General features: G+C 71.4%; 29 protein-coding genes and 1 pseudogene. 18 read left to right on the top strand and 12 right to left on the bottom strand.

The window, feature by feature from the left end; all coding sequences use genetic code 11:
• Positions 1 to 712: 712 nt before the first annotated feature.
• Positions 713 to 1,396: a helix-turn-helix domain-containing protein gene (locus tag ACFXB5_RS23245; protein WP_385210971.1), complete on the bottom strand. Its 684-nt coding sequence runs from the start codon at positions 1,394 to 1,396 to the stop codon at positions 713 to 715.
• Between the two features lie 321 nt (positions 1,397 to 1,717).
• Between ACFXB5_RS23245 and ACFXB5_RS23240 the strand changes: the two genes are divergently transcribed.
• Positions 1,718 to 2,593 carry a universal stress protein gene (locus tag ACFXB5_RS23240; RefSeq protein ID WP_385210969.1) on the top strand — a complete coding sequence of 292 codons (876 nt, stop codon included), beginning with the start codon at positions 1,718 to 1,720 and terminating at the stop codon, positions 2,591 to 2,593.
• A 56-nt stretch (positions 2,594 to 2,649) separates the two neighbouring features.
• Here the strand turns inward: ACFXB5_RS23240 and ACFXB5_RS23235 are convergent, their stop codons facing one another.
• On the bottom strand, positions 2,650 to 3,522 hold the full coding sequence (locus tag ACFXB5_RS23235; protein WP_385210966.1) for a universal stress protein: 873 nt from the start codon (positions 3,520 to 3,522) through the stop codon (positions 2,650 to 2,652).
• Between the two features lie 54 nt (positions 3,523 to 3,576).
• Positions 3,577 to 4,425: a CBS domain-containing protein gene (locus ACFXB5_RS23230; RefSeq protein WP_385210964.1), complete on the bottom strand. Its 849-nt coding sequence runs from the start codon at positions 4,423 to 4,425 to the stop codon at positions 3,577 to 3,579.
• 161 nt (positions 4,426 to 4,586) lie between these two features.
• Here ACFXB5_RS23230 and ACFXB5_RS23225 point away from each other — a divergent pair, with 161 nt between their 5' ends.
• Genes ACFXB5_RS23225 through ACFXB5_RS23185 form a run of 9 tightly spaced genes read left to right on the top strand, consistent with a single transcriptional unit; the run spans position 4,587 to position 12,480 of the window.
• Positions 4,587 to 5,084 carry a hypothetical protein gene (locus tag ACFXB5_RS23225; RefSeq protein WP_385210962.1) on the top strand — a complete coding sequence of 166 codons (498 nt, stop codon included), beginning with the start codon at positions 4,587 to 4,589 and terminating at the stop codon, positions 5,082 to 5,084.
• On the top strand, positions 5,084 to 6,010 hold the full coding sequence (locus tag ACFXB5_RS23220; protein ID WP_385210959.1) for a V-type ATPase subunit: 927 nt from the start codon (positions 5,084 to 5,086) through the stop codon (positions 6,008 to 6,010). Before ACFXB5_RS23225 ends, ACFXB5_RS23220 begins: the two co-directional genes overlap by 1 nt.
• A complete protein-coding gene (locus tag ACFXB5_RS23215) occupies positions 5,997 to 7,457 on the top strand; it encodes a V-type ATPase 116kDa subunit family protein (protein WP_385210956.1) in 1,461 nt (486 codons plus the stop codon). Before ACFXB5_RS23220 ends, ACFXB5_RS23215 begins: the two co-directional genes overlap by 14 nt.
• The gene (locus ACFXB5_RS23210) at positions 7,454 to 7,873 is read left to right on the top strand and encodes an ATP synthase subunit C (protein ID WP_385210953.1); all 420 of its coding nucleotides are present in this window, start codon (positions 7,454 to 7,456) and stop codon (positions 7,871 to 7,873) included. Before ACFXB5_RS23215 ends, ACFXB5_RS23210 begins: the two co-directional genes overlap by 4 nt.
• A 2-nt stretch (positions 7,874 to 7,875) precedes the next feature.
• Positions 7,876 to 8,097, top strand: a complete 222-nt coding sequence (locus ACFXB5_RS23205; RefSeq protein WP_385210950.1) for a V-type ATP synthase subunit F — start codon at positions 7,876 to 7,878, stop codon at positions 8,095 to 8,097.
• Complete coding sequence (locus tag ACFXB5_RS23200; protein ID WP_385210947.1) at positions 8,094 to 8,618, top strand: hypothetical protein; 525 nt, start codon at positions 8,094 to 8,096, stop codon at positions 8,616 to 8,618. The genes ACFXB5_RS23205 and ACFXB5_RS23200 overlap by 4 nt, the downstream gene beginning before the upstream one ends.
• Positions 8,615 to 10,423, top strand: a complete 1,809-nt coding sequence (locus ACFXB5_RS23195) for a V-type ATP synthase subunit A (protein ID WP_385210946.1) — start codon at positions 8,615 to 8,617, stop codon at positions 10,421 to 10,423. The genes ACFXB5_RS23200 and ACFXB5_RS23195 overlap by 4 nt, the downstream gene beginning before the upstream one ends.
• A 6-nt stretch (positions 10,424 to 10,429) precedes the next feature.
• A complete protein-coding gene (locus tag ACFXB5_RS23190) occupies positions 10,430 to 11,845 on the top strand; it encodes a V-type ATP synthase subunit B (RefSeq protein ID WP_385210943.1) in 1,416 nt (471 codons plus the stop codon).
• Entirely contained in the window at positions 11,842 to 12,480 is a 639-nt protein-coding gene (locus ACFXB5_RS23185; RefSeq protein ID WP_385210940.1) for a V-type ATP synthase subunit D, read from the top strand. The genes ACFXB5_RS23190 and ACFXB5_RS23185 overlap by 4 nt, the downstream gene beginning before the upstream one ends.
• A 74-nt stretch (positions 12,481 to 12,554) precedes the next feature.
• Here the strand turns inward: ACFXB5_RS23185 and ACFXB5_RS23180 are convergent, their stop codons facing one another.
• Genes ACFXB5_RS23180 through acsA form a run of 5 tightly spaced genes read right to left on the bottom strand, consistent with a single transcriptional unit; the run spans position 12,555 to position 18,048 of the window.
• Positions 12,555 to 12,800: an acyl carrier protein gene (locus tag ACFXB5_RS23180; RefSeq protein ID WP_385210937.1), complete on the bottom strand. Its 246-nt coding sequence runs from the start codon at positions 12,798 to 12,800 to the stop codon at positions 12,555 to 12,557.
• Positions 12,797 to 14,161, bottom strand: a complete 1,365-nt coding sequence (locus ACFXB5_RS23175) for a 2-oxo acid dehydrogenase subunit E2 (RefSeq protein ID WP_385210934.1) — start codon at positions 14,159 to 14,161, stop codon at positions 12,797 to 12,799. The genes ACFXB5_RS23180 and ACFXB5_RS23175 overlap by 4 nt, the downstream gene beginning before the upstream one ends.
• Positions 14,162 to 14,163: 2 nt before the next feature.
• Entirely contained in the window at positions 14,164 to 15,159 is a 996-nt protein-coding gene (locus tag ACFXB5_RS23170; RefSeq protein WP_385210931.1) for an alpha-ketoacid dehydrogenase subunit beta, read from the bottom strand.
• A gap of 4 nt (positions 15,160 to 15,163) precedes the next feature.
• Positions 15,164 to 16,261, bottom strand: a complete 1,098-nt coding sequence (gene pdhA, locus ACFXB5_RS23165) for a pyruvate dehydrogenase (acetyl-transferring) E1 component subunit alpha (protein ID WP_385210928.1) — start codon at positions 16,259 to 16,261, stop codon at positions 15,164 to 15,166.
• The gene (gene acsA, locus ACFXB5_RS23160; protein WP_385210925.1) at positions 16,258 to 18,048 is read right to left on the bottom strand and encodes an acetate--CoA ligase; all 1,791 of its coding nucleotides are present in this window, start codon (positions 18,046 to 18,048) and stop codon (positions 16,258 to 16,260) included. Before acsA ends, pdhA begins: the two co-directional genes overlap by 4 nt.
• 198 nt (positions 18,049 to 18,246) lie before the next feature.
• On the opposite strand from acsA, the gene ACFXB5_RS23155 reads away from it, so the two are divergent.
• Both ACFXB5_RS23155 and ACFXB5_RS23150 read left to right on the top strand, forming a co-directional pair.
• On the top strand, positions 18,247 to 18,846 hold the full coding sequence (locus tag ACFXB5_RS23155; protein ID WP_385210923.1) for a hypothetical protein: 600 nt from the start codon (positions 18,247 to 18,249) through the stop codon (positions 18,844 to 18,846).
• A gap of 43 nt (positions 18,847 to 18,889) precedes the next feature.
• Positions 18,890 to 19,168, top strand: a complete 279-nt coding sequence (locus ACFXB5_RS23150) for a DUF1876 domain-containing protein (RefSeq protein ID WP_385210921.1) — start codon at positions 18,890 to 18,892, stop codon at positions 19,166 to 19,168.
• 28 nt (positions 19,169 to 19,196) lie between these two features.
• Here the strand turns inward: ACFXB5_RS23150 and ACFXB5_RS23145 are convergent, their stop codons facing one another.
• A complete protein-coding gene (locus ACFXB5_RS23145; RefSeq protein ID WP_385210918.1) occupies positions 19,197 to 19,442 on the bottom strand; it encodes a hypothetical protein in 246 nt (81 codons plus the stop codon).
• A gap of 721 nt (positions 19,443 to 20,163) precedes the next feature.
• On the opposite strand from ACFXB5_RS23145, the gene ACFXB5_RS23140 reads away from it, so the two are divergent.
• Positions 20,164 to 20,502 carry a hypothetical protein gene (locus tag ACFXB5_RS23140; protein ID WP_385210916.1) on the top strand — a complete coding sequence of 113 codons (339 nt, stop codon included), beginning with the start codon at positions 20,164 to 20,166 and terminating at the stop codon, positions 20,500 to 20,502.
• A gap of 27 nt (positions 20,503 to 20,529) precedes the next feature.
• On the opposite strand, the gene ACFXB5_RS23135 is transcribed toward ACFXB5_RS23140, so the two are convergent.
• Positions 20,530 to 21,195: a CBS domain-containing protein gene (locus ACFXB5_RS23135; RefSeq protein ID WP_385210915.1), complete on the bottom strand. Its 666-nt coding sequence runs from the start codon at positions 21,193 to 21,195 to the stop codon at positions 20,530 to 20,532.
• 232 nt (positions 21,196 to 21,427) lie between these two features.
• Here ACFXB5_RS23135 and ACFXB5_RS23130 point away from each other — a divergent pair, with 232 nt between their 5' ends.
• Positions 21,428 to 21,844, top strand: coding sequence for an Hsp20/alpha crystallin family protein (locus ACFXB5_RS23130; protein ID WP_385210912.1), 417 nt, complete (start codon positions 21,428 to 21,430; stop codon positions 21,842 to 21,844).
• A complete protein-coding gene (locus ACFXB5_RS23125) occupies positions 21,814 to 21,906 on the top strand; it encodes an Hsp20 family protein (RefSeq protein WP_385211033.1) in 93 nt (30 codons plus the stop codon). The genes ACFXB5_RS23130 and ACFXB5_RS23125 overlap by 31 nt, the downstream gene beginning before the upstream one ends.
• A 297-nt stretch (positions 21,907 to 22,203) precedes the next feature.
• Here the strand turns inward: ACFXB5_RS23125 and ACFXB5_RS23120 are convergent, their stop codons facing one another.
• A complete protein-coding gene (locus ACFXB5_RS23120) occupies positions 22,204 to 22,875 on the bottom strand; it encodes a CBS domain-containing protein (RefSeq protein WP_385210910.1) in 672 nt (223 codons plus the stop codon).
• Between the two features lie 142 nt (positions 22,876 to 23,017).
• Positions 23,018 to 23,449 carry a DUF2267 domain-containing protein gene (locus ACFXB5_RS23115; RefSeq protein WP_385210909.1) on the bottom strand — a complete coding sequence of 144 codons (432 nt, stop codon included), beginning with the start codon at positions 23,447 to 23,449 and terminating at the stop codon, positions 23,018 to 23,020.
• A gap of 550 nt (positions 23,450 to 23,999) precedes the next feature.
• Between ACFXB5_RS23115 and ACFXB5_RS23110 the strand changes: the two genes are divergently transcribed.
• The 3 genes and pseudogenes from ACFXB5_RS23110 to ACFXB5_RS23100 all read left to right on the top strand — a co-directional run.
• Positions 24,000 to 24,800: a sigma 54 modulation/S30EA ribosomal C-terminal domain-containing protein gene (locus tag ACFXB5_RS23110; RefSeq protein ID WP_385210906.1), complete on the top strand. Its 801-nt coding sequence runs from the start codon at positions 24,000 to 24,002 to the stop codon at positions 24,798 to 24,800.
• 110 nt (positions 24,801 to 24,910) lie between these two features.
• Entirely contained in the window at positions 24,911 to 25,810 is a 900-nt protein-coding gene (locus ACFXB5_RS23105) for a universal stress protein (protein ID WP_385210904.1), read from the top strand.
• 264 nt (positions 25,811 to 26,074) lie between these two features.
• Positions 26,075 to 26,322 (top strand): annotated as a pseudogene (locus tag ACFXB5_RS23100) (hypothetical protein); the annotation flags it as partial.

The raw sequence follows: 26,322 nt of genomic DNA, 5'->3' as shown, positions 1-26,322 counted from the left end.
GGCGCGGCGCCGCCCCCGCCGGGCGCCCCGGGGGGGCGCGCGTGGGGGCGGGCGCGCGGGCGGGGGGCGGGCGGCGGCGGCCCCCGCGACTCCATCAGCCGACCGGCCGGCCGCCCTCGCCGGGCGGCCAGGACCCGGAAGGCGTCGTAGGGCTCGGCGGGACGGGGAGCACTCATAAGCCCATCGTGGAGCCGGTTCCGCCCGGCCGCATCCGGTGCCTGGTTCCTCGGGCTCAGGCGGCCTGCGTCAGTGCCGAGGGCCGCCCGCTTCTCGCGGGCCCTGATCGCACGGTGCGCGGTTTCGCTCCGCTTCTCCGTGTCCGACGCTTCGCCCTCGGTACCAATTCCATGAGACCACCCCCCGGTCCGGGGCGACAGGGCCCGATGGCCCTGCGCGGAGGCCGATCCGCCCATCCATCCCGACCCGGAGCGGGAGGAGCCGGGCCGAGCACATCGTCGCCTCCGGCGCGGAACGCGCTCGGCTGCGCAAGCCGGATGCGAAGGCATGACACGAGGTCATTTCCCGATCAGGGCGGGCGCCTCCGTGTCACCCGCAGGTGCCCACGCCATCGTCACCTCGAAGAGTCCCGAGGCCGTTGCCTGGTCCCGCAGCGAGTGCCCAGCTGTCGGCCCGGCATGCGGGACGGTGCCTGGTGCCACCTGCCGTGACGTCGAAACCGAACTGCGCCCGTGGCTGCGGGTACGACGGCTGGTCAATCCACCCGGATCCGGCGACCGGTGATGCTTGTGGGCTCAATGCGCAGCCACAGGTCACGGCTGCCGCCGGGCCATGGGGTGGTGAACGCCTCGTCGGCCAGCTCGCGTATCGCCGCCGACTCGGTGACCTGCCGAGCGCGTCCGACGACGAGGACGCTCCAGCCCTGGCTGAGCGCCTCGTCGATATGGTCCACCTCGAAGGCGACCTCGGTGTCGGCGGCCGCCGCCGGTACGGCGTCGGGCGCGGTCCGGAAGACGACGGCGTCGTCGATGACGCTGTAATTGACCGGGATGATGACCGGTCCCCGGGGGGTCGACACCGAGATCCTGCCCACGCCGTGCGTCGCGAGTCGGGTCCGGCATTCCGTGGGGTCCAGCTCCAGCAGCTGGGGGTGGTGTCCGGCCCGGCCGAGACCGGGCGGCAGATCGGTGGCGTAGCCGTGCAGTGCGGCCGTGGTGGTCTCCAGGGCCGCTGCGATCCTGAGGAGGGTGCCGACGCCCGGGTCGGCGGCGGACTCCTCCAGATAGCGCACGTAGCCCGGCGAGCTGCCCGCACGGGCGGCTACCTCCTCCCGCGAGAGGCCGAGTTGCGCACGCCGCAGCGCGATGCGCCGCCCGAGGTCGCCTCCGCCGCCGGTGGGCTGCCTCGCTGCCGGACCAGGGCGTGGTGGCTCGGACATCGGGGATCACATCCCTTCGCCCATCGACGTCCCGTTCTGGTCCCCCATCCAGGCCTGGGCCATGTCCTCCCGGCCGGGGAACGTGCCGGACTCGTTCCCCCGCTCCGGCCATGAAGGATCCCTTGGCACGACGCCGGCTCGAACCCCCGAAGAGGATCGCCTCATAACCCCATCGAATCATCGCTGTGGCACCACCGCGACGGGGCTGGCGGGGAAGCCGCGCATGAGGCGGACTCGCGGCCGCCGGACGCGCGTGGTGGGACCGTGCGCCCAGGGGTACCTGAAGCGAACGGGACAGCCACAGGAGAGGCGGTGTGAACCATGGATCTCCCGCTGGTCGTGGGTGTCGACGGCTCGGACTCCAGTCTGCGAGCGGTGGACTGGGCCGTGGCCGAGGCGGCGCTCCATGGGCTGCCCTTGCGCCTGATCTGCGCCTCCCGGTGGGAGCGGTACGAGAAAGGGCTCGCGTCGTACACGGGCTCCCCTTCGGGGGCAGTGGTCGCGGAGCACATCGTCGCCTCCTGCGTGGAACGCGCCCGGCTCCGGAGCCCGGCGGTGAGGATTTCCGGCGAGGTCCTGCCCGACGACCCCGTGTCGGCACTGCTGAGGGCGGGCCGTGAAGCCTTCGCTCTGGTCACGGGCTCCCGTGGCTGGAGTGAACTCGCGGAAACCCTTTTGGGCTCGGTGAGTCTGGCCGTGGCGGCCCGCGCCGTGTGCCCGGTGATCGTGGTCCGCGGACCGGAGCAGGACCGGCGTGGAACCGGCCGACCGGTCGTGCTCGGGGTCGGCCACCTCACGCACGACGCCGCGGCGGTACGGTTCGCCTACCGCGAGGCGCGGGTGCGGGGCGCCGAGCTGCACGCCATACGCGCCTGGCGACGCCCCGCACACGCGCAGCCGGGCCGGCCACTGCTCATGCACGAGGCGGCTCATCTCCTCTACGAGGAACGGGCGACGACCATCCTGGACGAGGCCCTGCGACAGGTCCCGTGCGATGACGGGGAGACGGTGTGCCGCCGCAAGGTGGTCGAGGGGCCGGCGCACAGGGTCCTCCTTGCGGCGGCGGCAGGCGCCGACCTGCTGGTCGTCGGCGCCCTCCGGCCTCCGGGCGACTGCGGTCTGCAGCTCGGCCGGGTCAGCCATGCCGTACTGCACCATGCCGACTGCCCGGTCGCCGTCGTCCCGCGGCGGGGATGAGCCCTTGAGGCATCGCGCCATGCGGCGGGCCAACCGTCCACCGGTGCGTCCCGGCGTCAGTCGTGGGGGACGACCGCGACGGGGCACGTCGCGTGGTGGAGCAGGGCGTGCGTCACATGGCCGAGATGCGGGCCGACGGCCGACCGGTGGGAGTACCGTCCGACGACCACGAGCCCCGCCCCCACGGCCGATGTCAACAGCACCTCGGCGGCGTTGCCCATCTCGACGTGCTCGGTCACCGGTACCTGGGGGTACTTCTCACGCCACAGCAGGACCGCTTCCGCCAGCCGTTTCCGCTCCCCGGGTTCGATGCCACCGGCCTCTTCGAGGGCCCGCAAGTACGCCATGCCGTACTCGAAGACCGGCGGCAGCGCCCAGGCCCGTACGGCGCGCACTCCTGTGCCTCGTGCCGCGGCCGTGGCGAAGGCGAACTCAATCGGTGCGGCCGACTCGGGCGGGTCCTGTACGCCCACCACCACGTCTCCCCCGGCGGCCCCCTGAGCCTGGCCGCCGCCCCCGTGCCGCACCAGCACGACCGGGCACGCGGCCCGGCCGAGTACGTGAAGCCCGATGGAGCCGAGCAGAAAGCCGGCCACGGCGCCACGGCCCCGTGAGCCCAGCACCAGCATCTGAGAGCCCGCGCCGTGGGCCACCAGGGCCGGGACGGCGGCCTCCGCCACCAGTTCGGTGGAGACCGCCACCTCCGGGTAGCGGGCGGCCAGATCGGCTTCCGCGTCGTCCAGGATCTTGTGAGCCCACTCCTTGCGGACCTCGGGAGCCTGGGCGGTCCGCGCCACCTGCGGCGGCAGCATCCAGGCGTGCACCAGACGCAACGGCGCCTGCCGCCACCGAGCCTCCCGCGCCGCCCAGTCGGCGGCGTCCAGGCTCTCGGGCGATCCGTCCAGGCCTACGGTGATGGGGTGGGGCATGGGGCCTCCTCCGAATCCGCCGCGGTTCGCGGCTGCCGAAGGCGCGAGGCCGGGTCAGGTGACCCCGGTGAGGTGATCGACCACATCGTCGACGTCCTCGATCGCCCGGATCGACTCGACCAGTCCGGGGGCGAGTGCCACGTCCACCCTGCCCTCCACGGTCACCACGCCGCCCTCCACCGTCACCTCGATGGCCTCCGGCTCGAGATGGTGTTCCCCGCGGAGAATCCGGGACTCGATCTCCTCGCGGATCTCGGTGTCGTCACGGACGAGCGACCGCAGCAGATCCGCGCGGGTCACCACGCCGACGAGCCGGTCGCGGTAGTCGGTGACGGGCAGTCTCTTGAGGCGGGAGCGCGCGGCGGTCCAAGCCGCGTCGGCCACCGTGTCCGCCGGATGGACCGTGATGGCGGGGTAGGTCATCAGGGTGGCCGCCGTCTCACCACGGCTCTTCTCGTGGAGGCGGCGGTCCTTGAGCTTGCCGAGTGGACCTGGTGGCCGGGTGATGGCCATGACGGCGGCCTTGGCCAGCAGATCGGACTCGGACACCATCCCGACGACGTGTGCTTCGGCATCGACCACCGGCACCGCGCTCAGATGTTCGTGCGCGAGCGTACGGGCGACCTCCAGGAAGGGCACATCGCCCGACACCGAGACGGCGGGCTCCCTCATCACATCGCCCACCCGCGGTGCGGTGGAGTGTGCCGGAACCCGGCGCCCGGTGCGAGCGGGCGCGGCCCTCTCCTCCGGTGCCGCTTCTCCCCCGGTGGACGAGGTGGCGGCCACGGCACCGAGATAACGCCTCAGCATGTCCTCGCCTCGCTCCGCCTCTGGTGCCCAGTGGCGGCGGGGGGCGCCGCGGCGGGCTTCCCGCCCCGCCGTATGACGTTCGAAGTCGCTCATGGCAACCTCCCCACGAGCGCGGCCGGTCACCTATGCCGCCAGTGTCGCACCGATCGGGCGGTCACGCCGCCGGTTCCCCCACGGGCGGGCCTGTTCGGCGCGACAGGCACGCACCGCGTACGGACACTTGGACCAGGGGTCTGACCGTGAGGAGGGCGGCGGTGGCCGGATTCCGGGATTTCCTGCTGCGGTTTCGCCCGGTCGGTTCTCCGGGCCGGGCAGCGCCCGGAGGTGTGCCCGCGGACCGCGCCGCAGAGCTCACCGCGGAGCTGGAGCCACCGCTGTCCTTGTTGGAAGAGGCCGAGGCGGAAGCGCGCGGCATCAGAGACGAAGCAGCCCGTACGGCGGCGGAGAGGTGCCGCGCGGCGGAGCGGCAGGCCGAGGAGATCGTGGAGCAGGCGTCCGCGCGTGCACAGGGCCTGCGGGCGCGGACGGCGGCCCGGGGGCGTGGTCAGGCCGAGGCCGAGGCGGCGGAGCTGCTCGCCGCCTCGGAGCGGGAGGTGTCCGCGGTGCGCTCCCGTGTCGAGGCCCGTATGCCCGCTCTCCTGGACCGGGTGGCACGGCTCGTGGCCGAGGACATCCGGATGCCGCCAGCCCGCGGAGCGGGGGACCCCATGGCACCGGGGCACCTCGAGGGGCCGCGGGACGGGGGCCCGTGATGGGCGCCGGCTGGGTGGCGGGGGTCACGCGGGCCAGGGCCATGCTCTCCCGTGCCCTCGGGAGCCAGAAGGCCGAGGAGGTGGCTTCGGCTCCGGGCCTCGATGACGCCGTGCGCAGTCTGAGCGCCACGGCGTACGGCCATGATGTGCTTCCCGGGGCGTCGCTCGCCGATGCCCAGCAGGCGGTCGGAGCGACCCTGCTGTGGCATCTGCGGGTGTTGGCCGGCTGGCAGCCACCGGCGGGCGCTAACGCCCTCCGTCTGCTCGCCTCCGGCTTCGAGATCGCCAATGCCCGGGACCATCTGCGTGCGTTGACCGGCAGCGGGCCGCCTCGGTCGCCGTATCGCCTGGGCACGCTGGCGACCGCCTGGCCGATGCTGGCCCGTACCCGTTCGCCCCAGGAGTTGCGGGCCGCGCTGGCCGCCTCCGCCTGGGGTGATCCGGGAGCCGCGTCCCCGGCGGCGGTGGCCACCGGCATGCGGGTCTCCGCCGCCGTGCGCACGGCGGCGGCCCTGCCGGAGGCCGTGCGCTGGGCGGCGGGCCGGCTGGCGCTGCTGGTCGGCCGTGAGGTGTTCGTCGCCCACCGCCCGCTGACGCGGGCCGCCGGGCGACGGGCGGGGCGGCTGCTCGGCGCCGAGGCCATGACGGCGACGTCGTATCCGGACTTCCGGCAGCACCTGCCGACCACCGCACGCTGGGCTGTGAACGGCGTCGGGAGCGCTGGCGACCTGTGGCGGGCGGAGGCACGGTGGTGGGGCCGGGTCGAAGAGGACGGACGGGAGCTGCTGCACGGCGCCCGACTGGGCTCCGCACCGGTGGTGGGTGCGGTCGCCGTGCTCTCCGCCGACGCCTGGCGGGTGCGCGGCGCGCTTGAGCTGGCGGCGCGGGGCGGGGGACGGCTGGAGGTCCTCGATGTTCCGGCTTGAGGCGATGGCTCCGGTTCGCATGCGGCGGGTGGCGATCGTCGCGCCCCGGGAGGCGCTGCGGGGCGCGCTGGTGCGTGTCGCCGAGGCCGGGTGCGTCGAAATCGACAGCATTGACGACGCGGGATCAGGCGGGCCGTCGGCCGCGCCGGGATCCGCCGTCCGCCGACTGCGGCACGCGCGCGTCGAGCCCCGGCGCGCCGCCCTCAGCGCCGCCCCACCCGATCTCGACTCACTGGAGCGTGCGGGGCGTACGGACCTGCTGGCGGGCGAGGCACAGCTGGAGGAACGCCTCGGCAGCGCGCTGCCACACGGCGCCGTCGCGGCACTCGCCGGATGGTGTCCCGCCACGGACATCCCGGCGACCGCTGAACGCCTGGCCGGAGCGGGCGCGGCGCTGGTGCCCCTGCGCGCGCCGCGCGGAGCCGATCCGCCGACGCTGCTCCGGAGTACCGGGGCGGTACGGCGCTCGTTCGCACCACTGGTGCGCACCTACGGCACGGTGCCCTACGCGGATCTGGACCCGACGATGCCCGCGGGCGTCGTCTACGTGGTGATGTTCGGGGCCATGTTCGGGGACGCCGGGCACGGGGCGCTGTTGCTCCTCGCCGGGCTCCTGCTGCGCGTCGGGCGCCCGCGCCGGGCCCGCGGCTTGCGTCCGCTGTGGCCGTTCATCGCCGGGGCCGGGCTGACCAGCGCCCTGGCCGGTGTGGCGTACGGGGAGTTCTTCGGGCCCACCGGGGTGCTGCCGGTGCTCTGGCTGAATCCGCTTCAGGAGCCGATGCGGCTACTCATCGCCGCCATTGGGCTCGGCGCCATGCTGCTCGCTTTGGCCTACGGGGTGGGCATCGTCAACCGTTGGCGGGAGGGCGGGGCGGCGGGTGCTCTGTACGCGCTCTCCGGAATCGCCGGGGCAGCGCTCTACTTCGGGCTCGCCGTCATGGGCGGCGCCGCCTGGCTGCATCGCGCGGAATGGGCTTATGCGGGTGCGGCGATCGTGGGCACGGGTCTCCTCCTGGCGGGCAACGGTCTGTTCGCCGTGACCGGCGGCGGACCGGGAGGCGTCGTCCAAGTCGGCATCCAGCTCTTCGACGGGGTGCTGCGCATCGGGTCGAACATCGTCTCCTTCGCCCGGCTCGCCGCCTTCGGACTCACGCACGCGGCGCTCGGCGCGATCGTGTGGCAGGGCGCCACGGCGCTGGCAGGCCTGGGCGCGACGGTACTGCCCGCGGCCCTGGTGCTCTTCGTCGTCGGCAATGCGCTCGCCTTCGCCCTCGAGGCGCTGGTCGCCGGTGTACAAGCACTGCGGCTGGAGTTCTACGAGCTGTTCTCCCGGGTTTTCGAGACCCAGGGCCGCCCGTTCCGTCCCTGGCGGCTGCCCGTACTGGACGGTGACGGACCCGAGGCCGCCCCGCCGCGAGGGGATACGCCGGGCAAGGAGACCACATGATCGTCTGGCTCATCGTTCTGCCCGTCGCCGCCGTGGTCCTGGCGGTCGGCCGGGGGCTGCTGCGGCGTTCCGGGCACACCGCCCTGCGGTGGGTGCTCGCCACCAACTCCCTGCTGCTCACCGGTGCGGTGGCGCTGCTCACGGTGGCGCTCGACCACCACCCCGCGCAAGCGGCCGCGCCGGCCGCGGCGGCGGCCCAGGGGTCCGGCTCCGCCGCGCTGATCGGTGCCGCGATCTCGGTGGCCGGGGCGTCCATCGGCGCCGCGATCGCCGTGGCCTACACCGGGGCCGCCGCCGTGGCCGCGATCAGCGAGCGTCCGGAGCTGTTCGGCCGGGCGATGGTGATTGTCGGACTGGCCGAGGGCATCGCCATTTACGGACTCGTCGTGGCGATCATCTTGATCGGAAAGTCCTGATCATGGGGCGGGTGGTAGCCGTGGGGGAGCGGACACGAGTGGCCGGATTCGCCCTGGCGGGGGTCACCGTGGTGGCCGCCGAGGAACCGGACGCGGTCCGCGAGGCGTGGCACGCGCTGCCGCCCGGGACCGCGCTGGTCATCCTCACTCCCGCCGCGGCGGACACGCTCGGCCAGGTCCTCGTCGAAAGTACCCGGCCGCTCACCGTGGTGATGCCGTCATGAAACCGACCTCCGACCAGGCGGTGGCCGCACTCGCGCCGGTGCGCGCCGCCTTGCTGCGCACGGCCCGCGACGAGGCGCAGGGGCTCCTCGAGCGGGCGGACCGGGAGGCCGCGGCACTGCTCGGCGAGGCGAGGGCCACGGCGCGCTCGCTCCTGGAGGAGGCTTCGCGGCAGGGCGAGCAGGACGGCGCGGCCGCGGCCCGCACCATACGAGCGGGCGCCCGCCGGGCGGCCAGGGCCCGGACGCTGGCCGCTCGGCGGGAGGCGTACGAAGAGCTGCGCCGCCGGGCTTTCGCGCGCGGCCGTGAACTGCGGGACTCCGCGACGTATCCGGCCGCCCGGGACCGGCTGCGACGGCGGGCGTTGCGGTTGCTGGGCCCTGATGCCGAGGTCACCGAGGCCCCGGATGGAGGAGTGGTGGGCCGCGCCGCGGGTCGGCGCGCCGAATGCACTCTCGACGGTCTCACCGCACGCGCGCTGGACCGGCTCGGGGCGGAGGTGGAGACGCTGTGGTCGCCGTGAGCGGATCCGCCGAGGCGTCCGGGCGGTTCGCGCACCGAGCCGCCCCGGGAGATTCCTGCCGCGTTCTGCGGGTCGCCGGGCCACTGGTCGAGATGGAGTACGTGGGCGCCACCGCGATGTACGACCTGGTCTCCCTCGGTGAGACCGGGATCCCCGGCGAGGTGGTGGCGATCAGCGGCGGTGTGGTGACCGCGCAGTCCTACGAGTACACCGGCGGGCTGGCCCCGGGGGACGTGGCGCGGCCGCAGGGCGCCCCGTTGTCCGCGTCACTCGGCCCCGGGCTGCTCGGTGGTGTGTTCGACGGCCTGCTGCGGCCGCTGTCCGGCAGCGGGGACTGGCTCTTGCCGGGGACCGCCCGGGGTGTGGCCGAGGAGCGTGCCTGGCCCTTCGTACCGGCGGTGGGCGAGGGAGACCGCGTCCATGAGGGCGGCGTGCTGGGGCAGATCCAGGATGGGGGGCCGGTCCCGCTGCGAGTTCTGGTGCCTCCGGGGACCGGTGGCGTGGTGGAGCGCGTCGCCCCCGAGGGGAGATACCGCCAGGAGGCGGTGGTGGCCGTCATGAACGGAACGGAGGTACGAATCGGCACCACGTGGCCGGTCCGACGTCCGCGCCCGGTGCGTGAGCGCGGTGGCGAGCGGGAGGCGCTCGCCACCGGACAGCGCGTGATCGATCTGCTCTTCCCCGTGGCGCGCGGTGGCACGGTGGCCGTCCCGGGCGGCTTCGGTACCGGAAAGACCATGCTGTTGCAGCAGATCGCCAAATGGTGCGACGCCGATGTGATCGTCTATGTCGGTTGCGGGGAGCGCGGCAATGAGATGGCGGATGTCATCGCCGAGCTGTCCGCCCTGGAGGACCCGCGCGGCGGGGGGCGGCTGGCCGACCGCACGGTGACCATCGCCAATACCTCCAACATGCCGATGATGGCCCGCGAAGCGAGCATCTACACGGGAGCCACGGTCGCCGAGTACTTCCGCGACATGGACCTCGATGTGGTCGTCATCGCCGATTCCACCTCGCGGTGGGCCGAGGCGCTGCGCGAGTTCGCCTCCCGTACCGGGGCGCTGCCCGCCGAAGAGGGCTATCCGGCGGGCCTGGCATCGGCGATCGCCGCGTTCTACGAGCGTGCGGGAGCGGTGACGACACTGGGGGGCGGCCGGGGCTCGGTCACCGTGATCGGGGCGGTCTCGCCGCCTGGCGGCGACCTGACCGAGCCGGTCACCGCGCACACCGAGCGTTTCGTGCGCTGCCTGTGGTCGCTGGACCGCGACCTGGCCTACTCCCGCCACTACCCGGCGGTGTCCTGGGCGGGCTCGTTCTCCCGGGACGCGGCGGCGCTCGGAGCCCGGCACGCGGCGGCGGGCGACCCCGCCTGGTCCGCCCGGCGTGACCGGATCGCCTCGGTGCTCGCGGAGGCCGACCGGCTGGCCGACCTGGTCGACCTGATCGGCATCACGGCCCTGCCCGACCAGGAGCGTGTCAGTGTCCTGGCCGGGCGTCTGGTGCGTGAGGGAGTGCTGCGGCAGAGCGCGCTGTCCGCCCACGACGCGTACTGCGGACCGGACAAGGCCGCGGCGCTGGCCGAGGCCGTGCTCGCGGTCATCGACCGCTGCCGGGAACTGGTCGCCTCGGGGCTACCCGCGGCCACCGTGGAGACGGTGGACTTCGGGCCGGTGCTCCGGGCCGGGGAGGAGGTGGGGCCGCACGACGCCGAAGGGGTGCGGGCACGGCGGGAGGCCATGCTCGCCCGCCTCGGGGAACTCCTTGATCAGGTGTCTCGCACCGTCCCGCGGCGGGTCGGGGCGTGAGCGGCCGTGACCGGCTGGAGTGAGGTCGAGTACACCGCCGTGCGGGAGCTGCGCGGCCCGCTCGCCATCGTGGAGGGAGTCTCGGGAGTGGGGTGGGACGAATTCGTGATGATCACTCTCGACTCGGGCGAGCGGCGCTACGGCCTGGTGCTGGAGGTCGACCGTGGACTGGCCGTGGTGCAGGTGCTGGAGGACACTTCCGGCATGGATCCGGCGGGTGTGCGGGTGTCCTTCGCCGGGGAGCCACTGCGGATTCCGGTCGGGCCGGGCTGGCTGGGCAGGGTGTGCAACGGCCGGGGCGAACCCGTCGACGGCGGTCCGCCGGTCTTCGGTGAGCGCAGCGCGGCGGTGGGCGGCACCCCGATCAATCCGGTGCGGCGGGAACCGCCGTCGGATCCGGTCCTCACCGGCGTCGGCGCCGTCGACGCTCTGACGACACTGGTGCGCGGGCAGAAGCTGCCGGTGTTCTCGGTGGCCGGACTCCCCCATCTGGAGCTGGCCGCCCAGATCGCCGCGCAGTCCACCGTCGGCGGCGAGCCGTTCAGCGTGGTCTTCGCCGGTATGGGCCTGACACACGCGGACGCCCGTTTCATCCAGGATGTCCTCGAGGAGCGCTCGGCCGCCGGGGAGCTGGTGCTGCTGCTCAACACCGCCGACGATCCCGTGATCGAGCGGATCCTGACCCCGCGGGTGGCGCTGACCGTGGCCGAACACCTCGCCTTCACCGGCGGCCGCCATGTGCTCGTGGTGATGACCGACATGACGGCATACGCGGAGGCGCTGCGGGAGGTCTCCGCCGCCCGGGGCGAGGTCCCGGCCCGCCGCGCCTACCCCGGCTACCTCTACAGCGACCTGGCCTCGCTCTACGAGCGCTGCGGGCGGATCCGCGGCCGGAAGGGATCGGTCACCACCCTGCCCGTCCTCACCATGCCGGCGGGAGACATCACCCATCCGGTCCCCGATCTGACCGGTTACATCACCGAAGGCCAGATCGTGCTCTCCCGCCGGACGCATGCGCTGGGCGTGTATCCGCCGGTTGACGCCCTCTCCTCGCTGTCCCGGCTGATGCGCAAGGGCGCCGGGCCGGGGCGGACTCGGCCCGATCACCTCGATCTGGCCGCCCAGATGCTGGCCGCCCTCTCCCGGGCCCGGCAGGTCCGGGAGTTGGCCGACCTCGTCGGGCAGGCGGCCCTGAGCCCGACCGACCACCGCTATCTCGCCTTCGACGAGGCGTTCCTGCACCGTTTCGTGGACCAGCCGCGCGATGAGGCGCGTTCCTTGGACCAGACACTGGACACCGCCTGGCAGGTACTGCTCACCCTCCCTCGCAGCCAGCTGACCATGCTTCCCCCCGCGCTGCTCGACGCGCACGGCGCACGGGAGGAAACGGCCGACGGCGAGAGACGGGAGTCAGGAACATGAGTGCCGCGTCCGCCACCCCGCCATCGCGCGCGGCCCGTCTGCGGCTGCGGCACAGCCTGGACGTCGCCTCGCGGGGAGCCGACCTCCTGGAGCGGAAGCTGCGCATCCTGCGAACGCGGCACGAGGAGCTGCTGCGAGCCGAGGAGGCCGGGGCGCGCGCCTGGCACGACACGGTCCGGGAAGCTGAGACCTGGCTGCTGCGAGGACTCCTCCAGGGCAGCGAGCACGCCCTGGAGACGGCGGCGGACGGCGTCGGCCCCGCGGAGATCACCTGGCGCGAGGAGACCACGATGGGAGTGCGCCACCCCTGGCACCTCTCGTGCCAGGACCCCGGACGCTCCCCGGACGCCGCCACTCCCGGGAGCACCGCCTTGGTGCACGCCGAAGCCGCCTGGCGGGAAGCGTTGCGGGCAGGCGCGGAGTACGCCGTCGCGCGGGCGGCCGCCGGGATCGTCGGGGCCGAGGTGGCTCGCACCCGCCAGCGGGTACGCGCGCTGAGGCGCCATTGGATCCCCCGTCTGGAGGAGTCGCTCGCCCAGGTCGGGTTGGCCTTGGAGGAGAGTGAGCACGAGGACGCCGTTCGACGCCGGTGGGCGGCCGGTTCGTCCGACGGCCGCGGGAGCGATGGTGGATGACCGTCGCCCGGCCCCGGCCGACCTGTACTCCCGCCGCTGCGGTGGCGGCGGACCTACGTCAGCCGCCAACCGTCTCACTCCGTGCGCGAGGTGAGGAACTCGGCGCAGCCGGACAGGGTGGTGAGCCGCGGAGTGTCCTCGTCGTCGATGCGGACACCCGTGCGCTGGCTGAGTGTCTCGATGAAGCTCAGGAAGTCCAGCGAGTCGAGTTCGAGGGCGTCGCGGAAGGCATCGTCCGGGCGCAGGGCGGCGAGGTCGGCGCCCGGCACGACCTGCGCCAGGGACTCCTTGACGACGTCCATCGCTTCGGTGCGGTTCACAGCTTCTCCGGGTGCTGCAAGAGGCGGTCGACCACGGTCAGGCAGCGGGCGCCTATGGCGCCGTCGGTTGCCCGGTGGTCTGCGGAAAGGGTGGCCGTGACCGTCGGCCGTACACCCAGCAGCCCGTCGACGGCACAGGGACGGTCGACCACACGCCCGAACCCGATGAGAGCCACTTGCGGCGGGTAGATCACGCCGAGAACGCTCTCCACTCCCTGGTCCCCGAGGTTGGTGACCGTGATGGTGGGGGCGGAGACCTCGGACCCGCGCAGCCGCCCCTCACGGGCCCGGGTGACCAGATCCTTCAGGCGGGCCATCAGCTGAGGGAGGGCAAGCGTGTCGGCGTCGCGCAGCGCGGGGGCGATGAGCCCGCCGCCACGGAGGGACACCGCCACGCCCAGGTGCACGCCGTCGCCCTCGGTGAAGTGGTCCTCGGTCCAGAAACCATTGAGCGCGGGCACTTCCCGCACCGCCAGGGCCGCGGCCTTCAGCAGCAGGGCCGCGGGGAGCAGCCGCTCGTCCACCGGGCCGCGCCGGTTGTGCTCGCGCAGCCATTCCATCGCGGCGGCCATGTCCACGGTGGTGGACAGGTAGTAGTGCGGGATGTCCCGCTTGGAACGCGTCATGAGGCCGGCGATCGTCCGGCGCATGGCCGCGGCTCGGTCGTCAGCCGTACGCGCCGGTTCCGCGCGGTCGCTCACCGGGGCGGTGGCGGGACCGGCAGCCGCCTCGCGCACGTCATCGGCCCGGACGGCGCCGTGTCTGCCGGTCCCCGTCACGGCGGCGAGGTCCACCCCCAGTTCCCCGGCCAGCCGTCGGGCGAGCGGAGTGATCCGCGCTCGCGGCTGCCCGGCGGCAGCGCGCTTGACATCGGAGCGAGTGATGCGCCCTTGAAGGCCCGAACCGTGGAGCGTCTCCAGGTCGACACCACGCTCCCGCGCCAGCTGCCGGACCAGGGGGACGGCCTCGTACGGAAGGCGCTCTTCCGTCGGAAGGGCGACGGGGGGCTCCTGGACACCGGCGGGGGCCGGCTCGGGCGGAGTCGTCGGGACCGCCTCCGGCTGCGGCGTGACCTTCGGCTTGCGCCCCCGCGACGGCTTCCTCCTGGGCTTCTCCGGTTCCGCCGGCTCCGTTTCGATCAGTGCGAGCGGGGTGCCCACGGGCACCGTCCTCCCGGGCTCGACCAGCAATTCACCCACCGTTCCGGTCTCGAAGCACTCGACCTCGATGGTGGACTTCGCGGTTTCGACCACCGCGACCGGATCACCCCGGTGGACCCGCTCACCGGGGCTCACCAGCCACTCCTGGAGCGTTCCCTCGTCCATGTCGGCGCCCAGCGACGGCATCGTGAACTCGGCCATGGTCAGTCCACCGCCCGGTGGGCCGCGGCCACGATATCGGTCATCTGCGGCAACGCGGCCTCCTCCAGCCGCCGGGCATACGGTATGGGGCACTCGGCGCCGCACACCCGCTCGACGGGCGCGTCCAGTTCATAGAACGAGCCCTCGGCGATCCGTGCGGACACCTCGGCGGCCAGACTGCCGGTGCGCCAGGCTTCGTCGACGACCACGGCGCGGTGGGTGCGGGCCACCGAGGCGGCGATGGTCTCGCCGTCCAGTGGCCGCAGTGTGCGCAGGTCGACGACCTCGGCACTGATGCCGTCGACGGCCAGCTCGTCGGCCGCCATGAGCGCCTTGGGCAACGAGCCACCATAGGTGATCAGGGAGATGTCGGTGCCGGGTCTGCGGACCGCCGCGTGGTCCAGATTCACCGACGCGGCAGGCGGACCGAGCTCGCCCGAGGCGTTGTAGAGAACGCCGTGCTCGAAGATCAGGACCGGATCGGGATCGGCCAGTGCGGGGGCCAGCATGTGGCGGGCGTCCTCGAGGGTCGCCGGGGCGATCACCCGGATGCCGGGAATGTGGGCGTACCAGCCCTCGAGGCTGTGCGAGTGCTGCGCCGCGAGCTGGCGGCCGGCACCCGTCGTCATGCGGATCACCAGGGGAACGGGCAGCTGACCGCCCGACATGTGGAGCAGAGTGGCGGCGTTGTTCAGGATCTGGTCGAGGGCGAGCAGGCTGAAATTGACCGTCATGATCTCGACGATCGGCCGCATCCCGGCCAGTGCCGCGCCGATGCCCGCGCCGACGAACGCGGACTCCGACAGCGGGGTGTCGCGGACCCGCTCCGGACCGAACTCCTCCAACAGTCCGAGACTCACACCGAAGCAGCCGCCGTACCGTCCCACGTCCTCTCCCATCAGGAACACGCGGTCGTCAGAGCGCATGGCTTCGCGAAGGGCCTCGCGCAGCTCTTCCCGGTAGGTGCTCTTCCGCTCATCCGTCCGGCCGGGTCCCATGGCCTCAGCTCACCTCCGCCGGTTCGCTGGTGACATGGCGCAACAGGCTCTCGGTCGACTCCTCCGGCGCCCGTTCGGCCGCTTCGACCGCGTGGTCCACCTCATCGCCGATCCGGCGTTCCGCCGCGGCCAGCTCCTTGTCGTCCAGTTCCCCGCGCTCGCGCATCCGGTCCGTGAGCCGCTCGATGGGGTCCTGTGCCTTCCACCGCTCGATCTCGGCCTTGTCGCGGTAACGGTCCGGGTCGTACATCGAGTGCGCCCGGAACCGGTAGGTACGCAGTTCGAGGAAGTGCGGTCCGGCGCCTGCCCGGATTCCCTCGGCCGCCCGGCGGCCCGCCGTTTCGACGGCCTCGACGTCCATACCGTCCACGGCCCAGGAGACCATGCCGTACGAGGCGGCGCGCAGCGCCAGGTCGGTCTGTGCCTCATGGCGCTCCAGGGCCGTGCCCATGGCGTAACGGTTGTTCTCACAGACCAGCAGCAGCGGCAGGTTCCACAGCGCGGCGAGGTTCGCGGTCTCATGGAACTCGCCCTCCGCGAACGCGCCGTCGCCGAAGAAGCAGCAGGTGACGCGAGGCTGTCCGCGCATACGGTCGGCCAGAGCGAGCCCGGCTGCCAGCGGTATCCCGCCGGCGACGATCGCGTTCCCGCCGTAGAAGCGGCGGTCGGCGTCGAACAAGTGCATGGACCCGCCACGGCCTCCGCTGCACCCGGTCGTCCTGCCGTACATCTCGGCCATGACGGCCTCGGCCGGAATGCCGCGGGCGAGTGCGTGGCCGTGCTCACGGTACGTGGAGACCACCGCGTCGTCCGGGGTCAGCGCCTCGTTGACGCCGACAGCGACGGCCTCCTCCCCGATGTAGAGGTGGACGAAGCCCCGGATCTTCGCCGCGCTGTACAACTCGACACACCGCTCCTCGAAACGGCGTATCCGCAGCATGGCCTGCAACAGGTCGCGGCGATGTGCGGCCCCGGGCCGATCGGCAGAAGCACCTTTGCCGCTCTTGCGCACGCTCTTCGATGCCCCGGGGGGCTTCGCTGTCCTCGGAGCCTCGGTGGTCTTGGACGTCTTGCGCGTCCGGGTCTCGCGGGCCGGGCTCATACTGATCCCTCCAGAGTGGACAGGTCGCCGGTGGGCAGGCCGAGTTCCCGGGCGCGCAGCACTCGGCGCATGACCTTGCCGCTGCGGGTCTTGGGCAGGTCCTGGTCGAAGGCGAGCTCGCGGGGCGCCACCGCCGGGCCCAGTCGACGGCGGGCGAAGGCGAGCAGATCGCGCTCGAGAGCCGGGCTGGGCTCGATGCCGGGGCGCAGCGACACGAACGCCTTGACGAGGTTCCCGGCGACGGGGTCCGGTCGGCCGATCACCCCTGCCTCGGCGACCGCGTCATGTTCCATGAGCGCGCTCTCCACCTCGAACGGCCCGATCAGGTGGCCCGCGGACTTGATCATGTCGTCGGCGCGGCCCACGAACCAGAACCAGCCGTCTGCGTCCCGGCTGACCAGGTCGCCCGTGAGATACCAGCCGTCGGCGAACGCGGCGTCGTATCGCTCCTTGTCGTGCAGATAGCCACGGAACATGGACGGCCATACAGGGCGCAGCGCCAGCTCTCCCTCGGCCCCCGGACGGTCCTCCACCCTCACCCGGCCATCGGCGACCTGCGCCCGGCCGTCCTCCCCGCATGTCAGTACCGCCGCCTCGACGCCCGGCAGCGGGCGTCCCATCGAGCCGGGGCGGATCTCGCAGGCCGCGAAGTTCGCGATCATGATGCAGCCGGTTTCGGTCTGCCACCAGTTGTCGTGGACCGGGAGGCCCAGCACATCCCGGCCCCAGACCACCGCCTCGGGGTTCAGCGGCTCGCCGACCGAGGCGATGAACCGCAGACAGGACAGGTCGTAGGAGGCCGGCAGATCGTGGGGGCCTCGCCGGGGCGTGGCCCGCATCAGCATGCGCAGCGCCGTGGGCGCGGTGTACCAGACGCTCACCCGCTGCTCCTGGAGGATCCGGTACCAGCGCCTGGTGTCGAAGTCTCCCTCATCGACGACGACCGTCGCGCCGTGGACGAGCGGGGCGATGATGCCGTACGACATGCCGGTGACCCACCCGGGGTCGGCGGTGCACCAGTAGACGTCCTCGGGGTGCAGATCGAGCGCGTATGCGGCGGTGGCGTGGTGGGCGACCACCGCCTCGTGGACGTGCACCGCGCCCTTGGGAGTGCCGGTCGTGCCACTGGTGAAATGCAACAGCGCCATGTCCTCCGGCGAGGTCGGCGGGATCGTGAACTCCTCCGGAGCCTCGTCCATCAGATCGTCGAAACCGAGAGTGCCAGGCAGATCCTCCCCGCCCGGACCGACGATGACCACATGGTCGAGTCCCGGGAGCGAGGCGCGGCGTTCCGCCACCTTGCGGCGGTAGAGCGCCGCGGTGGTCACCAGGACTCGCGCGTCGCCGAGCCTCAGTCGCTGTTCCACCGGGTCGGGGCCGAAGGCGGAGAACAGCGGACAGAGCACGCTGGTGTTCTTCAGTGTGCCCAGCACTGCGGTGTACAGCTCGGGGCAACGGCCGAGCAGCGTGAACACGCGGTCGCCCCGGCCGACGCCCAACGCGCGGAGCACGTTCGCGAACCGGGCGGTACGCCGGGCCAGTTCGGCATAGGTGACGCTGTGGACGGAACCGTCCCGGGCGACACAGCGCAACGCGCACTTCTCGCCACCGCCCCAGTGGACGTGCCGATCCACCGCCTCGTGGGCGATGTTCAGGCCGCCGCCGGGGAGTCCGGCGAGCGCGGCGCGCGCTCCCGACCAGGTGAACTCGGCTCGGGCCCGATCGTAGTCGGTGAGGTTCGGCGTGACGTACGGGGCAGTGTCCTTCCGGATCGTCTCCCAGACCATGCGCTGTCCTCCCGGTATGGGTACAGCCCGACGAGTACCCCTACACACCTAAAAGCCACATACATTATAAAATTCTACTTTTTACTAAATAGGGTGATTCGTCCGTCTCTATGGGGCCCTTCAGCCCTGTATTCAGGTTCGCCCGCGCCCGACCGTGGAGGAGAAGGAGTTCGGGCGAACGGGTTCCGGAGGCCGGACATGAACTCACACGGTCGCCCCGATGCGAGTGGACTCGACCTGTGTGCTTATGCGCGTCTATGGAGAGTCGGCAATCAGTTGCTGCGCCCCTGCGACCGACTGCAGTTCCGGCTCTCCCTACTGCTGCTGTTCGTCCTGGTGATCGGCCTGCCGACCGCCTCGCTGAGTGCCGGACTGGCCGCGTACAGATCCGAAATGCACACGGCCCGCGCCCAGGCGGCGGAACGGCACCAGGTGATGGCGCGCCTGATCACAGACAGCGAGGGGACAGGTGCCGCCCGGCAGTGGGCCCAGGTCAGCTGGGCGGATAGGGACGGACCGAAGCGCACGGGCGTCGCCCGTGTGGCCACGGGCACTCCGAAAGGCACCATCGTGCGGATCTGGGTGGACCACGAAGGGACCGTCACCGAAGCGCCGGTGCGGCCAGCGGACGCGGCGGCGACCGGCTGGATCACCGGATGCGTCACCGCCGGCGCGGTCTTCGCCATGATCACCAATGCACGCGCCGGCCTCGCCCACGTGCTGGACTGCCGGAGATACGCGCGGTGGGGGGCCGAATGGGACCGGCTGGAACCACAGTGGTCCGGAAGATCTCCCTGAACGATGCCATGGCCGACCATCATCTTCTGGCGAGGAGTAGACGATGCCGCACACAGTGGAATGGAAAGTCCGCCTCTACCTCTTCGAGGACGAGGGAACGACGAAGGCACGCCTCGTCCTCGACACCAAGGACACCTCACTCACCGGTCACGGGACTGCCCGACGCAATCCCGAGGATGACGACATACCCGAGATCGGCGACGAGCTGGCGGCCGGGCGGGCGCTGCACGATCTGGGTGACCAACTACTGAGCGCCGCGGAGCGCGATATCAAGGGCAGCGGTGCGTCCCCCCGCGCCCGGCCCCATGTGGTGTGGGGATGACGCCTGAGGGGGCCGGTTGCCGGCCCCCTCACTCGAGGGCTTCCCCCAGGACGCCGCTCACCGGCGGTGACACGGTGGAGATGAGGCAGAGCCGCGGGATCTCTTCTTCCAGCGCCTGGGCGAGGGTGAGCATGTCGTCGTCGATGGCCTTCGGCCGTCCGGCGTGGTTGCCCTTGGAAGCGGCGATGACCTGCCCTCCGGGGGGCTTCCCGGGGATGTAGTCGCGCTCGATCTGCGCGGCGACCACGAGTACGGTGAAGAACATGGCGCTCATGCCGTTGGGCGCGTCGAAGTCGGTGGGCTTGATAGTGGCTTACAGCCAACGCGACGACCCCGGATGGAGTGGATCCGGGGTCGTGTGTTCTGTCCGCGCACGGAGGTCATGCCGCTCCATCCCATGACCAGAGGATGGAGCGGGGCCAATGGGACTCGGCGACGACCACGGTACTCGGGGAATGACCGGTGCCGACGCCAGCAATGACGCTAATACACCTTTTGCCAGTTGGCTTGTCGCCACTCGGAGCGCATCCGCCGATTGGGGCCTTGGGGATGCGCCTCCGCGACCATGCGGGCCGTCCGCTCGTCCCCTCTGAAGTCCTTCCGCAGACTTCCGGCGCCTGTTCGGCGGGCGGTGTCCTGGGTCCCGTCGTTCCCTGAGGACCTGCTTGGCTTCACCAGGTATTCCACACCCTCAAAGCGCTGTACGACCGCCTACCGTGGTCCGCACCCCGTCCTGGCTTCAACGGCCCGAAGTACTGGCGCCCGCGACAGCGCATCCACTACAGCGCCGTGTCGACCCGGCGGGGACGCCCGTCGGCACGGCCGCCCCGCTTCTCCACCGCCGCCCGAGCACCCGGCCCACGCCGAGGAGAAGCTCGACGAACTCACCCTCGCACTGCACCGCACGCTCCGACTGTGAACCGGTGCGGACCGCCCTCATCGATACCGCTCCCGGAGTCCGCCTTCGGACCCCGCCGCCGGATCGGCAAGGCCCCATGCGTGGCTTCGCGGGCGGCAAGCCGACGCCCGGCCGCCCGACCGCCGACTTCGAAACCTCTCCTCACCTGGCGTTGCTGAGCACCTCTCGCGACCGCCCCGTGGACTGGCTGCGCACCGGCCAGGCGGTGGAGCGGATACTGCTGCGCGCCACCCTGGCGAGACTCTCCACCTCGTTCGTCACCCAGACCCTCGAATGGCACGACCTGCGCTGGCCACTGCGCGCCCCGACCTCGGACGTGGCCTATGCGCAGATGGTGCTGCGGCTCGGATACGGCCCTCCGGACAGGCGAAGCCCCAGGCGGCCGGTCGACGACGTGCTGGACATCGAACCGTGACTCCCGCGCGTCCTGGAGGAATCGCCCTCAGGCGCGTACCGCCCCGTCCCGTCCGGCACCACGGAAGTGGCATTCCACATCCACGACTCCTTCCACGGCCCGGGTGAGGCGCGCGGCCACAGGGATACGCGCGGTGTCGCGGAGCTGTCCGCTGAGCGTGACGACGCCCTCGTCGACCCGCACGTGAATACCGCTGTCGCCGGGGAAGAGGTAGGACACCACCGTGCGACGGACCTCTTCCTCGATGTCCTGGTCCGAGCGGAGGAAGACCTTCAGCAGATCGCCCCGGCTGACGATCCCCAGCAACTTGCCCTCAGGGTCGACCACGGGAAGCCGTTTGACCCCTCTCACGGCCATGATCCGGGCCGCCTCGGCCAGCGTGGCGTCCGGATGCACGGTCACCGCCGGGGAGCTCATCAGCTCCTCCGCCGTCAACGCCCCCGCCTTCGCCAGGTCGGGGAGGCACCGCAGCCGCTGGAAGCGGTCCGGATCACTGTCCCGGAACTCCTCCTTGGGCAGCAGATCCGCCTCGGAGACGACACCGATGACACGACCCTCGCCCTCCAATACCGGCATGGCACTCACCCGCCACTGACCCAGCGTCTGCACCAGCTCCTTGAACGACGCCTCACGCCCGACGGCGACCACCGTCCGGGTCATCACATCACTCACGATGTGGAAAGTCTCGGACACGGGAATTCCTCCCTCCGCACGGCCTTCCGCCGACTCCCCCCTCTCTCTCAGTGTCCGGCCCGCCGATGCCCCCGGCCACCCGAGGACCGCGGTCATCCATGGGTCAGCCAGACCCGCGCATGCGTACTGAGCGTCCCTGCTGCCCCGCGTTCGGTGTTCGATTCGCACGGTGGCGTGAAGGCCCGCAGCACGGGAACTGACCGATTGCAAGCATTTCGCGAGGTGAAATGCCGTGGCTGTGCCCGTACATCGCCGACCCGGCCGGCTCCTGGAACGGCCTTTCCACACGCTGGGGTGGGGAGAGCCGGTCGCCGCCGAGTACGACGACCTCTTCGAGCGGATGAACCGCTTCTTCGAGGCTGCCACCAGTACCGCGCCCGCCGCCATGCCCTTCTCCCCCTTGGCCGACCTGCACGAGACGGATGAAGCCCACGTGGTCGAGGCGGAGCTGCCCGGGATCAAGCGGGAGGACATCCACGTCGCGATCGGCGAGCGGGAACTGTGCGTCTCCGGGGCGTACAAGGAACGCGAGCGCGAAGGTGTCCTGCGGCACGGCACCCGCGTACCGGACGCTTCGAGTACCGGGCTCTGCTGCCGGTCGACGTCAAGGCCGACGAGATCACAGCAGCACTGGCCGACGGAGTGCTGACCGTCACCGTGCCCAAGGCCCAGGCGGCCAAGCCACGACACATCGAGGTCACCTCAGCTTGAGCCGCGGCGGATGCACAGCGGTGGGACGAGCCATCTCACCCGCCCCACCGCTCGGGGGACCATCCCGCTCCAGGTAAACTCCCGGACACCAGACCGCGCCAGGGCCCATCGGCCCCATCGGACCGGCGACAGTCGCCGTCGCCGTCTGGAGGGTCCTTATGGACTGATCGGCTCTGTCACCAGGACGTCGATACTGATGGTGGCCTTGTAAGGGCGTCGGTCGACGCGCAGTCACTGGTACGCGTGGCTCGAACGCCGAGCAGCGGCGGTAGTCGAGCAGGGTGGTGGCGGCTGTGGTCAGTCCTTGGCTGCCCTGTCGTCGATGGTGTAGTCGATCAGCGGTCTGACGGTGACCACCCCGTCCACGCCCCCGGCCAGCCGTTCGGCGATCTGGGCGGTGCTGCGGTTCTCCACCTCGCCGCGCAGAGTGACGACGCCGTCATGAACCTGGACCTGCACCTCCTGTTCGCCCAGCCGCAGTATCGCCGTCAGTACTTCGGCGCGTATCTCCTGGCGTATCTCCTCGTCGGAGCGCAGGAAGACGCGCAGCAGGTCCGGGCGGCTGACGATGCCGATGATGTGGTCCGTCTCATCCACGACGACCAGTCGCTTGACGTGATGGTGGTCCATCTCACGGGCCGCCCGGGCGACCGGCCAGTCGGCGTGAGCGGTGGCCACGGGGGTGGTCATCAGCCCAGCGGCGTTCTCCGCGCGTGCCTTGGCCTTCCCGTGCGGCCACCCGCGGGTCGCTGCCCGCTCCCCGTGCTGTTCGGGCCGTTCGGCTTGCTTGCGGAGCAGATCGGCTTCGGATACCAGCCCCACCGGCGCACCTTGCTCGTCGGCCACGGGCACGGCACTGATGCCGTGGCTTGACAGGATGGTCGTGACTTCCTTGAAGGGGGTCTCCCGTCGGACGGTAATGACATCTCGTGTCATCACCTCACTGACGGTGCTGTGCTGGGCGGGCATCGTCGCACCTCCTTCCGCCTGTGTGTCGCGCGGTGGACACCAAGTCGCCCCGCCTGGCCGACGGCGTGTTCATTACATGCTGGAATCTCAACCTTGATCCCTGCTTTCGGCAGGTCGCCGCTCCACCCGGGCGACGCCCTGGTCAGGCAGTCGGCTGTACGAGCAAAGCGCGGATGTCGTGCGGGAATTGTTCCAGTGCCGCCTCCAGATGTCCGGGCGAGCCGTGCTCATGTACGACGGTGGTGACCGCGGCGGCCATCCGGGGGACGTCCTCGGCGGTAACCTTGGCTTCCCGGACGAAGCGGTTCACGTAGCCTTCGCGGTTGTACTTGACCGGTACCACGCTGGGGTCCCAGCCGTCGTAGTAGGCGCCCCGCAGCAGCTCGGGGAGCTGCGCGGCGAAGTGGGCGGCCACATCGACGGTGAGCCTGTCACGAAACGTGTGCAGCCAGGCTCGCAGGATGCGGTGGGCGACGTGGCGGTCCTCGGTTCCGAGAGCTTCCGACACCGCTTTCAGCCAGATGTTGGCGCTGTGGATGGCGTGCTCGAAGCCCGGTGGATGTGTGGTGGGCATGGACTTTCCCTTCCAGTCTGTCGTCCTCGCGTTCATGCGCCACGCGGGGCGGTATGCGCCCACTGAGAAGGTCGCCCTGCTCACAAGCGGCGGCTGGCGACACACCGGGACCCCGGTAGCGTCTCGCATCCGCATCAATCAAGGGCTCGGTGGCCTCTCTTTTCCTGCCCAGCTTCCATGCTAGGCCGGGCGGAATCGGTTGGCAGCCGCACCACCGCGCAACATTCACGGGCACCATGCGCTAGAGGAACACGGGGCCGGCCGGAGACATACGCCGCCAGGGAAACCACCCGAGCCGCTCCCGATCCAGCGCACCACATACGCGGTGTGCCATGTGCGCGCCAGGGGATCCCTACGCCTGCTGCGCCGCGAGGCGAGGCTGTCGCCGTCACCGGGAAACAACGCGATGGACGACGCCCGTAGTCGTCACGCCTGCGCCCAGGAGTACGTGTGCGGGTGCCCTGCCGCCCGGTCCGGCGCTGCCCATGCACATGGGAGCCATAGACGATAAGTGTGGAAAGTGACATTTCCTGGAGCGAGGAGGGTTGCAATGAAGCGATCGGCATCACAGCGGGCTCCTGAGATCCAGGTGGAGACCCAGGGGCAGATGCCGCCGGGCGTCATCGACTACGCACAGGAGAAGGTACGGGCGCTGACCGGCCGGACAGGGGAACCGGTCCTCTTCGCCCGCGTCAAGTTGACCCACATGGCGAACCCCGCCATGGAACGACCGGCGCTCGCCCAGGCCAACCTGGACGTCAACGGACGCCTTGCCCGGGTACACGTCGCCGCCACGACCGTCACCGAGGCCGTCGACCTACTACAGGACCGGCTCGCTGCCCGGCTGGAGCGGCTGGAGGAGCACTGGGAGGCCCGTCGAGGCCGCAGACCCGCGCCGGGCCCGCACGAGTGGCGGCACGGCAGTGAGCCGGCCCACCGCCCAGGCTACTTCCCCCGCCCGGCCGAGGAACGCGAGGTCGTACGGCACAAGTCCTTCTCCCTGGCCCGCGAGTCACCCGACGAGGCGGCCTTCGAGCTGGAGATGATGGACTACGGCTTCCACCTGTTCACCGACATCGGAACCGGCGAGGACAGCGTGCTGTACCGGTCCGGCCCGACCGGTTACCGCCTCGCCCAGGTGCACCCCCACCCCCACCTCGTCGGCCCCGTGGCCGTGCCGCTCACCGTCAGTGACCTGCCCGCCCCCCGGATGAACGTGGCCGGGGCGAAACAGCGGCTGGACATCGCCGGCTTGCCGTTCGTGTTCTTCGCCGATGACACCACCGGACGAGGAAACGTCCTGTACCACCGGTACGACGGCCACTACGGCCTGATCTCCCCCTCCGAGTAACGGCCCGCCTCACACCAGCGGTGCCGGAAGGGACGAAGTCCGCCGCCACGGTCGACCACACCGGTCGGCAGGGCCAACAGGTCGGTTGTGGAACAACTTGGGAGTAGGCGATGACAAACGCAGAAGAACGTACCCCGATCGTGGTCGGCCTCGACCCCGATCCGGGCAGACGCATGGCGCTCGCCTGGGCCGCCGACGCCGCGGACCGGCGCCGCCTGCCACTGCTACTGGTCCTCGCGCAGAACCTGCCGACCCCGGGCTACCAGCCGACGGGTGGGCGGCCCTCCTGGGAGGAGTGGAACGAGGCACTGCACGCGACAGGGGATCACCTGGTGAAGGACGCGGTGGCCTTCGTCGAGTCTCGGCACCCCCGGGTACGGGTGTCCGGGATGCTGGCGGAAGGGCATCCGGCGTGGGTGCTGCGTGAGCAGGCACAGAACGCCAAGGAGGTCGTGCTCGGCTCCTGGCATCTGAGTGCCCTCCAGGAGCTCTTCACCTCCGCCGCCGTGACCCTGCCGCTCATCGCCCACGCCCCCTGCCCCGTGGTGGTCGTACCCGAGGCGGAGCACGTCACCCAGCAGCGGCCGTACTTCGTGGTCGGAGTGGATGGCAGCGCCCATTCCGCGGCCGCCGTCGACCTCGCCTTCGAGGAGGCCGCCCTGCGCGGCGCGGTCCTGCGAGCCCTGTACGTGTGGCACTCTCCCCGGCTCGGAGTTCTGGACGAGGACGCCGCCATCCGGGAGTGCCGTCGGCTGCTGTCGGAGACGGTTGCCGGACGTACCGCGGCTCACCCGGAGGTGGAACTGCACCACGAGGTCGTGCACGGACACCCGGTACAGATCCTCACCAAGGCGTCCGAACACGCCCTCGGCCTATTCGTGGGCACACGCGGGCACGGCGGCTTCACCGGCATGCTGCTGGGCTCGGTCAGCCAGGGAGTACTGCACCACGCGCGCTGCCCGGTCATCACCGTCCCGCACGCGCACGAACAGAAGCCAATCGTTGACTGAACGAGGCTCCTCATACCGGAACGCGGAACAGCAGCCCGTTTCCCGGCGCGGACGCGCCGAGGGCGGTGGGACATGTGAGTTTCGACGTGCTGACGTCGTGGCCCTCACCCGCGTGCCCTCGGCCCATCGGACCGGCGTCGCGCCACCAAGTCCGTAACCGAATTCCGGGCACCCTCTGTCTACCGGTGGTTTGTTAAATCCGGTGGTGGTGTGGGTTGACGGCCGGTCGGGTTGGTCGTAGGCCGGTGGTAGGAGTCAACTGCCTTGCTGGGGGCTGAAGATGACCGCTCGCCGTCCGTGTCCGCCTGCGCCGGGGCCGTTGGAGGACTACAGGCCCGGTTCGACGACCTCTTCTTCAGTCTCGCCCAGCGGCGGGGCTTTCGCGAGTACCTGACCGGACTGCTGGCGCCACGGGAACGGAACAAGACGATCACCTGCCTGGCAGGGGCGGAGCCGGTGGCCGGTGCGGGGATGCCGGCGGTGCAGCGGCTGCGGTTCTTCCTGTCCGAGTC

Origin of the sequence: Streptomyces sp. NPDC059455 (assembly GCF_042750115.1) — a bacterium.
GTDB lineage: Bacteria > Actinomycetota > Actinomycetes > Streptomycetales > Streptomycetaceae > Streptomyces > Streptomyces endocoffeicus.
This window is presented reverse-complemented; position numbering and strand designations above follow the sequence as displayed.